Below are 16,192 nucleotides of genomic sequence, written 5' to 3' on the forward strand. Positions count from 1 at the left end.
TCTACTTCTTCACTACTTTCCTTGTCCAACCCCCCTTTTTACCGCTCAATTGCAGTACATACACACCACTTTGTAGGGTTTTCCAGTCTAATATCTCTGTATTTTTTTGTAGGAGTGTAGAAAAAATCAATTTACCTTGAATGTTATACAATTGCAGTAAACCACCCTTTAATCCTTCAATCACCAATTCATCCTCAAAAGGATTGGGATAGACTTCAATAATTGGAATTTGAGGATTTGAAGCAATGTTGGTGATAAGCACTTGTGTAGAAGTTGTTGAAATACAGCCATATTCATCGGTAGTTGTGACGGTGTAAGTACCGTTTGCAGTGACGGTGATAGAAGGAGTGTTTTCACCTGTGTTCCAAGCATATTCCACAAAATTTCCTGCCACCGATAACACTGCCATTTCTTCACTGGAACTTACTTCAATTTTGGGAACTTCGGCTGCTTTAATGGCAATTTCGGCTCGCCAAATACAGCCGTTTTCATCTTCATAATCCACATAATAATTGCCTGCTGCTGTAATGGTTAAAGTCTGTTTAATAGAGGTATTCCCCGACCAGATATAAGACACATAACCAGAAGGGGCTAGCAAAATCATATCTTCACCATCACAAAGTATCGTATTGGTGCTAGAAGTAAAAATAATATCTTTGGGGTCTTCGGCTTCCACGATTTCAATTTCATCCGTTGCCGTACAGCCATTGTAGTCCGTCACTATCACCGAGTAAACACCTGCTTCACTTACCCCTAAAATATGGCTGTTGGCATTCGGAACGTTCCATTGATAAGCTGCAAAAATTTCGGGTACTTCTAAGACCAATAAATCATCTGGACACAAAACCGTATTGCCTTCAATTTGCACCTCTGGATTGCTTACAATTACATCGTATTCGTTGGAAGTGTAAGTACATTCACCGTCTGAATATTCAAAGACAATCGTACTGATTCCGTCTTGAAAAATAGAGCTAAAGATGCTGCTGCCTTCAACATTCGTAATACTTCCATCTGGATTGTAGATAGTAAAACTACCATTCGCAACAGGGGCTTCAATCAACATTGGATTGCTTCCACAATAAGTATCAATAATGTCCAAAACAGGTATTTCGCCAGCGCAAACTGTTTTGCAAGTCAACGAGGAAGAAACTTGCTCACAAGAGCCTTTGGGAACGACTACTACTTCTATACTGACCACTTGTTCGGGCGACAAATTCTCAAAGGTAAACTCGCTTACGTTGCCCTCCAATTGGTGCAACAAAACACCATCGCCATAAATCAAATAAGCCTCCACATCCGATTCGTTCACTTCCCAATCAAAGCGAATACTGTTTGCATCGGATTCACAACTGATAGGAAAATTTTCGGGAATTTGTGCATAAACACGAATCAATTGACTAATCGTAGTGGATGCACAACCATCCTCCAACACCTTCAATGTGATGTGCTTCTCACCTGGTGTATCCCATGAAACAATAGGGTTTTGAGGCGTTCCATTGAAATTGCCGCCGCTAAAATTCCAAATATAATCTCCTTCTGTTGGCGCAGCATTTATTTGAATCGCATCTCCTACACAAACTTCTGTCAAATCAATGCTTTCGATGGCTGCAATGGGTTGATGAATCGTTGTAGGAACTTCTACGGTAAAAACACAGCCCGTTTCGTTGTCCGTAATGGTATAATATATCACAAAATCTCCTCCACCCAATTGCGAGGGCTGGAAAACATTGACATGGTAAGTTGGCCCTCCAATTTGTTCTATCGCAAACATTCCTCCCCCAATATTTGCTTGAAACTGAATAGCAGGGTCGGTGATACAATAATTGGATTGAAGGTTGGTGATTTCCAAATTTTCATATAGAGGGGCTATCGCAAAACAAGTCGAAAATCGAACTTGCAAAACTACTTCATTGTTGTCCTCACAATCTTCTGCAATGGTATTGTTGGGGTCAATTTGTACAAAATATTCATATACTTCTCCTTCAATGGTTGATTCCAAATAAGGCAAATCAATGATATAAATTTTTTCGTAGAATGGACTGACCACACTCTTTTCTGCAATCAATTCCATTTCGGTTTCACCTAAAATTCGCCTCGAAACTTGAAGGGTAAAATTTTCTTCAATCGCCTTGCCAAGATTTGTCACTCTCACCTTCAATTGAAGATTTCCTTCCTTGTCTTCTACTTCAATGATTTCGTTTTGAGGCTGCAATAAAAGGTTGTCTGTAGTGAAAATCTGTATATCATCTCGCTTTTCGGTTTTGCGGACATAACCGTTTGCTTTGTCTATGAAAGAATAATCGTAATTGTTGTCGATGACATATTCGGGGCGGTCAAACCCTCCTCCGATGATGAGGGCAGGGTCGCCTTCAAAGACAAATGTTTGAATAGCCGCTTTGATTCTATCGTGGTTTTGGTCATTTGGATTGGCGATGTAAATATTTTCGATGGTTTCCTTTAGGCATTTTCCAATAGGCTGATGGTAGTTGTTTTTACTGAATTGTTTGTAAAGTTCGGTCAAGTAGGCATCCGATCCTTCCCAAAAATCAAAGCTCAATTCACCCAAAAATCCAATCGCACCTTTATTTGGAGCAGATACCCAAGATTCTGATAAAGATTTAGTGGAACTAGTTGACTTAAAAACATTACCCACAAAAGCAGCGGCTGAAAAGATGACGGGAAATCGAGGAGCAGGTTGATTGTAATTAGTTGGGTCTTCCAAAATATCGGTCTTCCAATTTATGCCACTAGCCTGTCCAGAAAATTGAAAGACACTGATTCCTTGTTCTATAAATGGAGTAGTATGGAAATCTTCGGAATAGTTTTTATGAGATTGTTGGTCCAGTATTTTTGCTCCAAAAGGCTTTGCAGTGAGTGCATCTTCATAGTCGTCTAAAAAAGCACTGATTTGCATAACTTGGAAGTCATCATCTCCATTGTTTTGAAACAAAGCGTGTTTTCGCCAAGCCCTATCTGCTATCGTACAAGCTTCAATATTCTCGTATTGCACCATTTTGTTGAAGTAGTTTTTGACATCTTCAGGCGTTCTTGCACTCAACCGTCCAACACCCAATTGTGGACGAAAATCAAAAATATTTCGCACTGCCAGCATGATATCAGAAGGTTGATACCCAAAAGTTGGAATCAAATTGTCATTGAAGGTCGTAGATGTAGTAGCAGTTCTATAAGAAATTCCTTTGCCTATCAAAAACAAATATTCAGGATTCACTGCCCATTTGTCCACAGCAAAATTCACAAAATGGCGAATTGCCAGGGGATGTTTGAGAATGCCATGAGCAAATTGGTCGTACAGTTCTTCAATATCTGCAATGACTACGGAATGATTTCCACCGTGTGAAGTGCTTCTGTAATTTCCATACGTTTCTACCCAATCTGTATTTCCTTCTCGCAAAGAAGGATGGGAAAGGAGGATGTAATTTCCTTGATTTGCCAGTTTTTGATAGTCAGTAAATTCAATAGATTGCAGTGAATCAATTGTTCTTATCAACTCTTCATCCGTATTTGCCAAAAACAATTTTCTGTTTTCATTTCCCATTGAAGCACTTTGAGGTAAATGAATTTTGTACAAAGTATCTGCTACTGCAATGTCCATTCGCTGATTGTTGTTCAAATCATATAAGACGGTTTGACTTCCGCCATTGAAGTGAGAACCTTCAAAATAGGCTTCATCGAGGTGTTGCAATTCAAAGTAAAATTCGGTCGCATCTTTGACTTCTCCACTTGCGTAAACGCTGAAATCAAATTGGCGAGGGTAAGTTAAGAAAGTATAAGATACGGATTGCCAATCAAAAGAAGGAGGGTCAAAAAAGTTTCCTACAGATTCATAGATAATGTCTGTTCTTATATCATTGAGGTCACTTGTAGAAATACTTATATCAAAAATAAGGGCTTCATACTTTTCATAAGTAGTATCTATGTAAGTTTCATTATTGATGTGTAATTTGAAATGATGGATGTTTTCTATTTCTGAGGAACTATACTTTCCTACCATTTTTGTTTGAAGAAAAGAAGAAGGGGTATTACTTTCTCGATACACACCAAGTGTAGGTAATTTATAGGTTTTATTTTTTTCTCCCGAAATAATTGAGCCAACCAAACCTTCTCCTTTTTCGAAATCCGCAAAATTAAAATTCAATGGTCTTAGAAACATTGGGTCATTATCCCAATATGCTATTGAAGTAATTTGGAGTGGTTCTCCAACATTAAAAATATTGCGGTGGAAAAGTGCTGATTCATACATAAAAAACTCGTCCTTTTCAGGCAATTCACCACTCAAATCATTCTCTATCACTTCAATCCGTTCCCCTTCAAACCCATCATCCCACATCAAATAATATCCAATTGAATCGGTAAATAAACTTTTGCGGTCGGTCAATTGCCAGTCGGAATTTTGGAAGAGTTGGGTATCAAAACTGCCATCATTTTTCTGTCCATAAAACTCGATAAAATCCTCACTACCAAATGTTTCATTGGAGGAAAGGAAAATGGGTACTTCTTCGCCACGACTGAATAGGTGAAAACCTTCGGGACTTTTTTCGGCTAAATTTGCTTGCTGCAATGTGCTGTAAGGGATGCGATAGAGTCCATCTTCTGCAATGCGAAATTTGTAGTAGGTTTGTTCATAATCTATCCACTCATTGAAGTAGGTTTCTTCTTGTGCGAACAATTGAACGCTAAAAATAAGGCAAAAGAGTATTGTTAAGGTTTTCATACAATGTTGATTTTGTGTTGAAAAAATAAACATCTGTTGGTATAACGCAAAATCAAAAAAAGGTAAATCGGTTTTGTGGTATTTTGTGGAAAAAAAATTGAGGATGGTTGAAATTTTCGATTCAGTCATTGTGTCAGACAATATGGTGGAGTGGAAAATGCCATCGTTTTTTTCAAATGCACAACTTATTTTTTGACCGTTACTATTTCCCATACTTCTTCGGCAAACTCCCCCCAGCAGCAATCACCCCAGCCAAAGCTACAAGTGGCAAAACAGGCTCAAAACCCATCAAAACCCCTGCAGGAATCCAACCTAACAAGTAAGCCAACAAAAAAGCCTCTCCGACTGCAATGGATAAAAAACAAGCTGTTGGATTGGGGTTTTTGAAGTGTAGGACAACAAAAGTGGCGGGAAAGAGAATGGACAATCCTGTGAAGGCATTTTTGACAATCACAAAAATCGTGGCAGGCGGTTGAAAAGCGATGGCTAAACCGATGATTGCCAAAACAATAATCAATACACGCCCGACCCAAATTTGCAGAGCAAAATTCGCTTTGGGGCGCACAAAAGAAACGAATAAGTCACGGGTCAGCATGGTGCTGAGTGCCAACAATTGCGAATCCAAAGTGGACATAAAAGCCGCCAATGCACCTGTCATAATCATTGCCGCCAACCATTGCGGAGCGTGTAGATTGAGCATCATGGGTAGGATGTTGTCGGCTTCCTTACCCACCAAATCGGGAAAAGACAAATGCCCCCAAACGCCAATCATGACAGGGCAAATAAACAAAATCAAAGGAACGAATGCATACATTACCGTAGCAAATTTGAAGGCTTTGAGGTCTTTGGACACATAGAAGCGCATGAACATCTGTGGAAACATTGGCACACAAAAGACCCACAACAACATCAAACTCATCCATTTTTGCCAAGTAAAATACCCGCCACCTCCTGCTCGACTGAACAAATCTGGTTGGATGGCATACACTTGTTCGTTGGCTGCGGTGATGCCGCCCAAACTGTCTGCAACCACCCAAACCGCCCCAAACATCAATCCGAACATCAACACTCCTTGTATCATATCGGTAATCGCAACGGTTCTCATTCCACCAATAAACACATAAACTACCACGAAAGTGGTCAATCCCGTTGCACCCCAAAAGTAGGGAATCTGACCGCCTGTGAGCGTTTCCAAAATGATGCCTGCGCCAATCGGTTGCACTGCCATATAGGGCAGCGTAAAAAAGACCATCACCAACAAATACAAAAGTTTGAGTGAACTACTGCCTGTTTTGTCGCCCATCATTTCGGCGGGGGTAATGTAGCGGTTTCGCTTGCCTTCTTGCCATGCTTTGAAGCCAATTAGGTAGAAAGACAATGCTGCAAAAGCAGTTCCGAATCCCATCAAGGCATAATAGCTGTATCCCGTCCGATAACCTTCTCCTGCAAATCCCAAAAAGAAAAAGGCACTAAAATTGGTAGCAATGAAGGTGAAAAATACCACAATGCTGCCCAATCCTCTGTTTGCCAAAAAATAATCTTCAGGCGTTGCGGCACTTTTTCGGTAGCCGATGAAGCCGCTGAGTAGGGTGAGGAGGAGGTAAATGGAGAGAATGGTGTAAACGGTCATGGATAGTGAAAATTAAAATTAGAATGAAAATGAAAAAACTCAAATATGAGTTTCAAATACAAATTCAAAGTTGGGAATATAGCTAGAAAATTGATTTTGTAAAGCTATTTTTTAACTATTTATATGTTAATCTTTGCAGATGGTTTACAATTCCTTTTTAGACATTATTAACAAGCAACCCACATTTTCAAACCAAAATTTAAAAAAAGATGTTTAACTTTGGAAACGCAAAAGCAGCCTATCAAATACAATCCTTTCCAATCAACTCAAAGGCTATGAATACATTTAAAATTTTATTGGTAGAAGACGATTTATTGTTTCGGACGATGCTCGAAGACCATCTTTCGCAGAATCCCGAATACGATGTGATGATGGTTTCTTGTGGAGAAGAATGTATTGCCAACTTGGAAGTCGAGCCACATTTGATTATAATGGACTACAATATGGATAGCTTCAACCGCCAAGCTGCAAATGGTTTGACCACTTTGAAGATCATCAAACGCTTGAAACCGAATATTCCTGTGATTATGCTTTCGGGTGAAGACGATACAAGTACACTTGCCAAGGTTTTGTATAGTGGAGCATACAATTATGTGGTCAAAGGAGATGATGCTTTTGATAAGGTAAGCACGATTATTGAAGAAATGCGTAGGGAAACAAATATTGAAGCGGATTTTAGAGAGAATTTTGGCATCAAATAGGTTTCAAAATAAAAAAAACTCCACAACCCAATTAGAGTAATGTAGAGTTTAGTTCCTCGCTATGCTATAAAATGTTAATGTTAATTACTTTGTTATGAAAGACGGTGATTAACCTCCGTGACCTTCTCTTTCGGTTACAAAATTTCCGTCTGCATCAAAAATAACTATCACGCCACTGTCCAATTTTACGCCAAATCCTTTGTCACCTTGACGTGCGCTTTCGATTGTTGCATCAGGATAGTTTGCTATTATATAGTCGGTGATAACCGTTGGTAGCTCACTTGGGTCAATTTCTGTTCCGTGATTATGAACATCTCCATCAGGTTTACCGTGTCCGTTGCCTTCTTTGATAAAGTTTCCATCAGTATCAAAAATCACAAATGTTCCATTGTCCAATTTTACGCCAAATCCCTTGTCACCTTGACCTGCCCCTTCAATGGTTGCGTCAGGATAGTTGGCTGTTATATAGTCGGTTATAACCGTTGGTAATTCGCTTGGGTCGATTTCTGTCACATTAGGTTTGCCGTGTCCGTCACCTTCTTTGATAAAGTTTCCATCAGTGTCAAAAATCACCAATGTTCCATCGTCCAATTTTACGCCAAATCCTTTGTCACTTTGACCTGCCCCTTCAATGGTTGCGTCAGGATAGTTAGCTGTTATATAGTCGGTTACAGCCGTAGGAAGTTCACTTGGGTCAATTTCTGTTACATTGGGTTTTCCGTGACCATCGGGCTTGCCGTGGCCATTGGGCTTTCCATGTCCGCCATGACCGTTACCTGTGTGTTCTCCTACAAAATTGCCTTCTAAGTCGAATACCAAAAATTCCCCCGTATCCAATTTTACTCCATAACCTTTGTCAGTAGCTTTTGCGCCTTCAATGGTCGATTCAGGGTAATTAGCTGCAACGTAGGCAGTGATTGCTTCTGGCAAATCTGTATCTGCCACATCATCACCTGTTTTGGAAGCTTCATACACTTCTGCTGTCAAAGTTGCTTCTTCTGAGAGGATTTCATCTTGCTGACAAGCTGTGAAAAATCCTGTTGTCAAAATACTGATTAAGATAAAAATATACTTCTTCATTGTTAATTTGTTATTGATAAAAAATAAAAATTATTTATTTAAACGAGGTTGCAACATGATTAAATTTGAAATGTACTTTTGAAGCCTATAGATATATTTTTAGTGAGTTCAAACTTTTGATAATGTTTGAATTAAATTGGTTTTTCTTCAAAATGTTCGTTGTTGGGCTTACACTAATCGTGGTGCGTTTATAAAGCGAAAGGTTGCTTTGGATTTATTTTTTTCTTCAAAAAAAAAATTATTTGCGTCCTTTTTGTTGGCTTTCACTGATAGTGGTGCAGGGTTGAAGGGAAAGGTTGCTTGAGGATAATTTTTTTTGAAGAAAGTTGGTTTTTTGATAAAATCATGTGAAATGAGACTTCGGTAGTCTATCTTTTGAGGAGATTACATAGACATTTTGTTGTACATTAATTTTTTTATGAAACGAAACTACCGAAGTCTTTGTCCTGAATGATTCATAATGAGCAATTTAAGCTATTTCTCCCAATCATCTGTTCTAAACGGGCAAGCAGGTAAATCCTCTTGGTTGTATAAATTGGCATCATCGGGATTGTCTGCCCAAGCATAGCGAACTGAAACAGGAGCTTCAATGGAATCACTCCAAACCACAATTTCATTTCCTTCAATGCGTGCTTTTGCCCAAACAAAGGCTTTGTCTTTCGCTGCAATGGTAAAACCTTTGACGTAGCCATACTTGTCTTTTGTGACCAAACCACCTCCAATGTTGGACAATTGTATCCGTACTTCATTGTCAACGATTTTATGCGATTGGTAGGTAGGGCCAGCATATACAAGGTCTTCACCATAAGCCACTTTTCTGGCTACCAATGCCAAGCGTTTGCCTACATCTTGTTTGTTGCGGGGGTGAATATCCTCTGCTTCACCAATGTCAATAATGACTGCTTGACCTGTATTTGCAGCCATTTCGAGGGTTTTGGATTGGGATTCTCGGAGCATAGCCCAATCACTTGGTGTATTTGCATCTTTTGGAGCCGGCATAAAATTCGCCAGTTGAACAAACAAAAAGGGAAAATCACCCTGCCCCCAACGTTTGCGCCAATCTTCAATCATTGCAGTGAAATCATGGCGGTATTGATAGGCTTTTTCAGGATAAGCATTTGATTCGCCCTGGTACCAAATCACTCCTTTGATGCCATATCCCAAGACGGGATGCAACATTTGATTGTAAAGCATGGTGGGAGTGTGAATGGGACGAAATTCGGGTGAAGCTGCATACATTGCACCAATTTTATATTTCCATTCTCCTGCCAGAGAACTTGTACGGGTATTGGTTGTCAAAAATATATCCTCAGATGCTCCGTGAAACCCTCCACCTCCACCTGTGTCTTCTACTCGAACAGTAATCGAGTTTTCGCCTACCTTCAAATACTCTGCATCGACTTTATAGACCCTTGTTTTGTTGTATGCGCCAAATATTGCACCGATTTTGTGGCCATTGATATAAGACCAATCAGAATCATCAATGCGTCCCAAACCTAGCGTAATACCTGCTTTTGCTTCTTCCTGAGTCAGTTGGATGGTTTTGCGAAACCACACGATGCCGTCAAAATCAGGTAAATCTTGTTGCTCCCACAACATGGGGACGGTCATGGTTTTCCAATCGGTGTCTTTTATGGAAGCAGCCGCCCAAAGTGCGCTTTCGTTTTCTGACCAACCTGCATCTTCTGTTGGGATTTTACCATGGGTTGCTTCCAATTTTTTAGCCAAAACCATTTGTTCTTTTTGGGCTTTTTCCTCCAATTCCTGAAAGACTTTATAGGGATTATCTATCTTCAAGGCTTCGGCACTCATCCATGCCTCTATGCTGCTACCACCCCAAGAGGTATGCAACAAACCTATGGCAATATCTTGTGTTTGACGGAGTTCTTTGGCAAAGAAATAACCCGCTGCCGTAAAATTGGCAACGGTTTCGGGTGAACAAACAGTCCATGATTTACTTGTCGGGATTTTGTTAGAGGGATCTTTACTTCCTGCCTTGCTGACTTTGAAGTGTCTAATCTTATCATCTTTTGCATTCACAATCTCTTGTTCTGCATTGTTCACATTTCCCACTTCCCATTCCATATTGGATTGTCCCGAACAGAGCCAAACATCTCCTACCATGATATTTTGAAGGTTTATAGTTTCTCCTTCTCCTTCAATGGTCATTTTGTATGGACCGCCTGCTTTCATTGAAGGAAGTTTCACCTCCCATCTACCAGTTTGGTCATTCGGTTTGGCTGTATAGGTTTTTTCTTGAAATACAAGTTCCACTTCTGTACCCTTTGAGGCCCATCCCCATATGGGGACTTCTATGCCTCTTTGCAGCACCATGTTGTCACTGAATAATTGGGAGAGTTCGATTTGTGCGAATGAATTGGAGTTTGCGATAAAAAACAGTAGGAGGTGGATGACCAAAAACCGTAGTATCTTCATAGTGTTTGCTTTTGACGGAAATATAAAGATTATGTCCGTAAAAGTAAGGAAAAATTAGGCAAATGCTTCCTGAAAAGGCTTGATAAATCGCTCATTGCTGGCATAAATAGCAAAGGTGATTTTTCGGAATTGGTTTTTGAATTTTCCTTCAATGACCTCTTTGAAGTAGCGGGCAATATCGTCGGGATTGTTTTGAAAAACACCGCATCCCCACGCTCCTAAAATGATGGATTTATGTCCATGTTCCAAAGCAATTGCCAACACTTTTTCGATTCTTCGCTTCATCACCTCTTCAATTTTCTTCAACCGCTTAGGTTCTCGCTGTTTGACTATGCCGGTATTGACGGCTGGAGCGGTAATGAATGAAGCTGTCACCAAAGCTTCCAAACAGTTGCCTTCTTCGTCTTTGAGAATCGGTACTTTGGGACTGTAAATCATGTAGTCCGTGTAGAAACAAGATTTGAATTTCCGGTTGATTTCGTAGTAGTCGGAAGCTTGCATCAAACTAGGATACAAACCCGTTGCCCTCGCAATACTTTCTTCTTGCGCCTGACTTCCACCCAAAAATCCACCTCCTGCATTTCGGGCAGAGGCAAAATTCAAGCAGACTACATCCGTATGACCTTCGTTTATCAAACGCCTTGTGGCATTGAGGCTGGTTTCGTTGGTTACTTCAATTTCGGTTGGCGTTTCTAAGGTTTTGGAACTACGGTTTTGAAGCAATTCGTCTGTCATTGCAGGAGAATAGGTGATGGTGTTTGCTACTGCAAAATCTTGTGTTTCTTTGATGTTAATTGTCTCACCTGTTGGAGAATTGAAGTAGCCTTGCTCCAAACATTGAAGGGTATCTGTGGCGATGTTTTGTCGGTTGTATCTTCCCATTTTTTGATTTTAATGGAGGGAACGTATTGGAAATAGGAGAAAGTTCCCAAAATGACTATTTTTACCAATTCGAAAAACGATTCCTTTAACAAAACCAATACCACCATGCGTATTTTTACCTTCCTAACTGCACTATTTTTCCTTCAAATAATATCAGCGCAAATACCTACTGTTGAAGCGATTGACCAATATCTTCAAAAAGACTATGGCTTCCTCGAAACGCTTTATAAACACTTTCACCAAAACCCCGAATTATCTTTTTTGGAAGAAAAGACGGCTGCACGATTGGCGAAAGAATTGAAGGAAATAGGTTTCGATGTTACCGAAAAAGTGGGCGGACATGGCGTTGTGGGCGTATTGAAGAATGGAGAGGGGCCAACAATTTTGGTGCGGGCCGATATGGACGCTTTGCCGATTATGGAAGAAACGGGTTTGGATCATGCAAGCAAGGTGAAAATGACCGACATTACGGGCGATGAGGTTTCGGTGATGCACGCTTGCGGTCACGATATGCACATGACCGTTTGGATGGGTGCAGCAAGGGCTTTGGCGAAGATGAAAGACCATTGGAAAGGGACTGTTTTGTTTATCGGACAACCTGCCGAAGAGCGTGGAAGTGGGGCGAGAAATATGTTGAAGGAAGGGCTTTTTGATAAATTTCCAGTGCCTGATTATGGGGTAGCTTTGCACGTTCACGCCGAAATGCCTACGGGAAGTATTGGGTATTGTCCTGAGTTTTCGATGGCGAATGTGGATATGATGAATATCAAGGTTTTTGGAGAAGGGGGGCATGGAGCTTATCCGCATACAACGATTGACCCTGTAGTGTTGGCTGCCAAAATTATCGTGGATATTCAGACGATTGTAAGTCGTGAAATTTCGCCACTTGAGCCTGCTGTTGTGACGGTCGGTTCTATTCACGGTGGTACGAAGGGCAATGTGATTCCCAATGAAGTAGAACTGAAATTGACTTTGCGCTCTTATACGGATGAAGTACGTCAGGCATTGATTGACAAAATCAAATTGAAGTGCAAAGCGGCTGCAATGGCGGCAGGTTTGGCGGAGGATAAATATCCAGAAGTCACTTTGAGGGATGAATTTACACCTGCTTTATACAATGATCCAAAATTGACGAGTCGCATTGCAGAGGTGTTTGTGGAGAATTTTGGCAAGGAAAAGGTTCACCGTCAAGCTCCTGTGATGGGAGGTGAAGATTTTGGAATGTATGGACGAACGGATGCCAAAATTCCAATTTTTATGTATCGTTTGGGAACGATTAATGTGCAACGTTTTGAGGAATATCAAGCGGGAAACAAACAATTGCCATCGCTTCATTCCTCTAAGTTTTCACCTGACATTGAGCCAAGTATCAAAACGGGGGTGAAGAGTATGGTGTTGGCAGTTTTGGAGTTGTTGGATTAGATTTACAAACCGACTCGAATCTTCCCATCGACCAGCACTTCGGTTTGTTTCAATACCTTATAACTGTATTCCCCTTTTGCTAATTCGCTGCGTTTCAGAGCCAAAACATTGGAACTAAGATCGTTTTTTTCAAAAACTACCTCACCTTTTTTATCGTACATTTCCAAGGTGGCATCTTCTAAAGATACAGCAAATTTTAAAACTGCTTGATCCTCAAGTGGATTGGGGTAGATATGAAAGTTGGTATGGCAGTTCACATCATCACTGTCCATACATTTGCCATCAATAAAAGAAACAACCGAAAAAACAATCAAACTATGTAGGGCAAAAATAATTGCAAAAATCTCTTTCATGATAATAAAATCTAAAAAACATTAAATAAGAAAACCCATTCAAAATGTCTATAACCAAATCCTACTGCAAATCTCTGAATTTTCTTCCGAATAAAATAAAACAATTTTTGAGGATTGTTAGACGCTTTTCGGTGTTTTTTTTAATGATTTTTTTACTTAAAATGCTTTTAATCATGTTTTTAATTCAAAAATAAAAAGAGAGTTTGTTCATTCTTTTCTCGCTAAATAAAGGTGAAATTTAGCTTTATAATATCAAAAAAATGTCGTTTTTGAGGCATAACACTATCCTCCATTCTATTTAATTCCTATTTTCGGCGATTATTAAAAATCCTCCAATGATGAAAAGAATTTTTTTACTATTGTATTTATTTTTTTGTTGCGCCTTATCTATTGAAGCACAAAACGAACTGAGTCTTGAATATTATTTGCCTAAAGATGTCAGCTACAATGAAAATATCCCTACACCCGAATCCATTTTAGGACACCCCGTTGGGAAATGGCATGTTAGTCATGACAAATTGGTTTGGTATATGCAAACCATTGCCGCAGCATCGGATAGAATAAGCATAGAAACTTATGCCCGAAGTTATGAAGATAGGCCCCTACTTTTGCTTACTATTACCTCTCCAAAAAACCACCAAAATATTGAAGCGATTCGAGAGGCACATCTAAAAAATACCAATCCTGAAACGGCAAAAGATGTGAATATTGAAGAAATGCCTGTGGTTGTTTATCAAGGATTTAGCATACATGGCAATGAGGCAAGTGGCTCAAATGCGGCTTTAATATTGGTGTATCACTTGGCAGCAGCAGAAGGAAAAGAGATTGAAGATTTGTTGCAAAATACGGTGATTCTGCTCGATCCCTGCTTCAATCCAGATGGGTTTCACCGTTTTTCGACTTGGGTGAATATGCACAAAAGTAAAAACTTAGTAGCTGATACAGATAGTCGAGAACTGAACGAACAGTTTCCAAATGGTCGCACCAATCACTATTGGTTTGACCTCAATCGAGATTGGCTATTGACCCAACATCCAGAAAGTCAAGGTCGTGTTGAAATTTTTCACCGTTGGAAGCCCAATATCTTGACTGATCACCACGAAATGGGGAGCAATGCCACCTTCTTTTTTCAGCCAGGAATTCCAGAACGTTTGAATCCAAATATCCCTGCCAAAAACCAAGAGTTGACCTTCAAAATCGGAGAATTTCACGCAAAGGCATTGGACAAAATTGGCTCGCTTTATTACACTCAAGAATCTTATGATGATTTTTATGTCGGAAAAGGTTCGACCTATCCCGATGTGCATGGGTCTATCGGTATTTTGTTTGAACAAGCAAGTTCGAGAGGGCATTTGCAGCAAACCGAAAATGGTTTGTTGAGTTTTCCGTTCACCATCCGCAACCAATTCAAAACAGCTCTTTCTACTTTAGAAGCGTCCAATTCGTTGAGAACAGACCTTTTATCATTTCAACAGTCTTTCTTCAAAGAAGCATTTAAGAAAGCCGATCAAGACGGTACAAAGGCATACATCGTTGCCGCAGGTAAAGACAATGGACGTTTGCGGCATTTCATAGAATGGCTGAATCGCCACCATATTGACGCTTATTATACCCAAAAAAGCACTTCTGTGGAAGGGAAAAATTTTCCTGAAAAAAGCTTGGTAATTCCCACGAATCAATTGCAGTATTCGCTTATCAAAGCCAGTTTTGAAAAATACACTTCCTTCAATGACAGCCTGTTTTATGATGTATCGAGTTGGACGTTACCTTTGGCCTTCAATTTGGACTACGCCGCACTTGATAAACGTGCATTGGGACGGGATTTGATGGGTGAAAAAATGCCTAATTCCCTACGCACCATGCCCAAAAGAAAAATCATTGGGGATAAAAGTGAGTATGCCTACGTTTTTAGATGGGACGAATATTATGCTCCCAAGATGCTCTATGCTTTGCTGAAAAAAGGCATGATTGCGAAAGTTGCCTCCCAACCTTTTGGCATCGAAACAGCCGATGGTTTTCAGCAATTTGACTACGGAACGATTCTGATTCCTGTTGGCAACAATCAAGAACAATTTATTGACGGGGAGAATTTGCGGATACTACTTGAAGCAGAAAGTGCTCAAAATGGTATTGAAGTCTATGCCTTATCTACAGGATTGACTCCAAATGGTGCAGATTTGGGAAGCCGTACATTTGAGCGTTTGCGCTTGCCGAAGATATTGATGGTAGTTGGTAAGGGCGTTTCGGGGTATGATGCAGGTGAAATATGGCATTTGCTCGACCAGCGTTTTGATATCGAAATCACCTTAGTCGACTCTAATGAATTCAATGGAATAAACTTAGATTCCTACAATACTTTGGTGCTCTCACATGGTAGTTACGGTTTGATCAATACGCTCGACCTGCAACAATGGCTCAAAAAAGGGAATACTTTGATAACAATGCGGGGTGCATCAAAATGGGCAAGTGACCAAAAAATCTCCAATGCGGTCTTCAAAGAAAATGGGCCTGATGAGGACAATACGGTTAGAAAACCCTACAATGAAGCAGCGCAAAGATTTGGAGCACAGTATATTGGAGGCGCAATTTTTGAAGCCAATTTGGACTTGACTCATCCTTTAGCTTATGGTTATTCAAAAGCCAATATTCCTGTTTTTAGAAGAGATACTCACTTTATGGAACCTACCAAAAACGACTATGCCATGCCGCTTCAATACACAAGCAAACCTTTGATAAGTGGTTATATCTCAAAGCCTAACTTACAGCAATTAGCGAAAAGTGCTGCAATTGTGGTGAACGGTGTTGGGCAAGGGCGAGTGATTTCGATGGCTGATAATCCGAACTTTCGGGCTTATTGGTACGGTACGAATAAGTTGTTTTTGAATGGAATTTTCTTTGGACATACTATTGAGGGAGGTACTTTGGAGTATCGTAGTAAGGAGAAGGAGTAAATATT

General features: G+C 40.1%; 9 protein-coding genes. 3 read left to right on the plus strand and 6 right to left on the minus strand.

What is annotated here, in order from left to right; translation table 11 throughout:
• Position 1: 1 nt before the first annotated feature.
• Entirely contained in the window at positions 2 to 4,732 is a 4,731-nt protein-coding gene (locus R3E32_26345; GenBank protein ID MEZ4888278.1) for a C25 family cysteine peptidase, read from the minus strand.
• 202 nt (positions 4,733 to 4,934) lie between these two features.
• Positions 4,935 to 6,362: a sodium:solute symporter family protein gene (locus tag R3E32_26350; GenBank protein ID MEZ4888279.1), complete on the minus strand. Its 1,428-nt coding sequence runs from the start codon at positions 6,360 to 6,362 to the stop codon at positions 4,935 to 4,937.
• A 275-nt stretch (positions 6,363 to 6,637) separates the two neighbouring features.
• Between R3E32_26350 and R3E32_26355 the strand changes: the two genes are divergently transcribed.
• Positions 6,638 to 7,063 (plus strand): response regulator, encoded by a 426-nt coding sequence (locus tag R3E32_26355; protein ID MEZ4888280.1) that lies wholly within the window; start codon positions 6,638 to 6,640, stop codon positions 7,061 to 7,063.
• Positions 7,064 to 7,171: 108 nt separating this feature from the next.
• Here the strand turns inward: R3E32_26355 and R3E32_26360 are convergent, their stop codons facing one another.
• The 3 genes from R3E32_26360 to R3E32_26370 all read right to left on the minus strand — a co-directional run bounded on the left by R3E32_26360 (position 7,172) and on the right by R3E32_26370 (position 11,461).
• Positions 7,172 to 8,143, minus strand: a complete 972-nt coding sequence (locus tag R3E32_26360; GenBank protein MEZ4888281.1) for a PepSY-like domain-containing protein — start codon at positions 8,141 to 8,143, stop codon at positions 7,172 to 7,174.
• Between the two features lie 474 nt (positions 8,144 to 8,617).
• Positions 8,618 to 10,579 carry a sialate O-acetylesterase gene (locus tag R3E32_26365; GenBank protein ID MEZ4888282.1) on the minus strand — a complete coding sequence of 654 codons (1,962 nt, stop codon included), beginning with the start codon at positions 10,577 to 10,579 and terminating at the stop codon, positions 8,618 to 8,620.
• Between the two features lie 54 nt (positions 10,580 to 10,633).
• Positions 10,634 to 11,461, minus strand: a complete 828-nt coding sequence (locus R3E32_26370) for a TIGR02452 family protein (protein ID MEZ4888283.1) — start codon at positions 11,459 to 11,461, stop codon at positions 10,634 to 10,636.
• A gap of 105 nt (positions 11,462 to 11,566) precedes the next feature.
• Here R3E32_26370 and R3E32_26375 point away from each other — a divergent pair, with 105 nt between their 5' ends.
• The gene (locus R3E32_26375) at positions 11,567 to 12,883 is read left to right on the plus strand and encodes an amidohydrolase (GenBank protein MEZ4888284.1); all 1,317 of its coding nucleotides are present in this window, start codon (positions 11,567 to 11,569) and stop codon (positions 12,881 to 12,883) included.
• 2 nt (positions 12,884 to 12,885) lie between these two features.
• Here the strand turns inward: R3E32_26375 and R3E32_26380 are convergent, their stop codons facing one another.
• Positions 12,886 to 13,236, minus strand: a complete 351-nt coding sequence (locus tag R3E32_26380; protein ID MEZ4888285.1) for a T9SS type A sorting domain-containing protein — start codon at positions 13,234 to 13,236, stop codon at positions 12,886 to 12,888.
• Positions 13,237 to 13,574: 338 nt separating this feature from the next.
• Here R3E32_26380 and R3E32_26385 point away from each other — a divergent pair, with 338 nt between their 5' ends.
• Positions 13,575 to 16,187 (plus strand): M14 family metallopeptidase, encoded by a 2,613-nt coding sequence (locus R3E32_26385; GenBank protein ID MEZ4888286.1) that lies wholly within the window; start codon positions 13,575 to 13,577, stop codon positions 16,185 to 16,187.
• Positions 16,188 to 16,192 lie beyond the last annotated feature (5 nt).

Source organism: Chitinophagales bacterium (assembly GCA_041392475.1).
Classification (GTDB): Bacteria; Bacteroidota; Bacteroidia; order Chitinophagales; family UBA2359; genus JAUHXA01.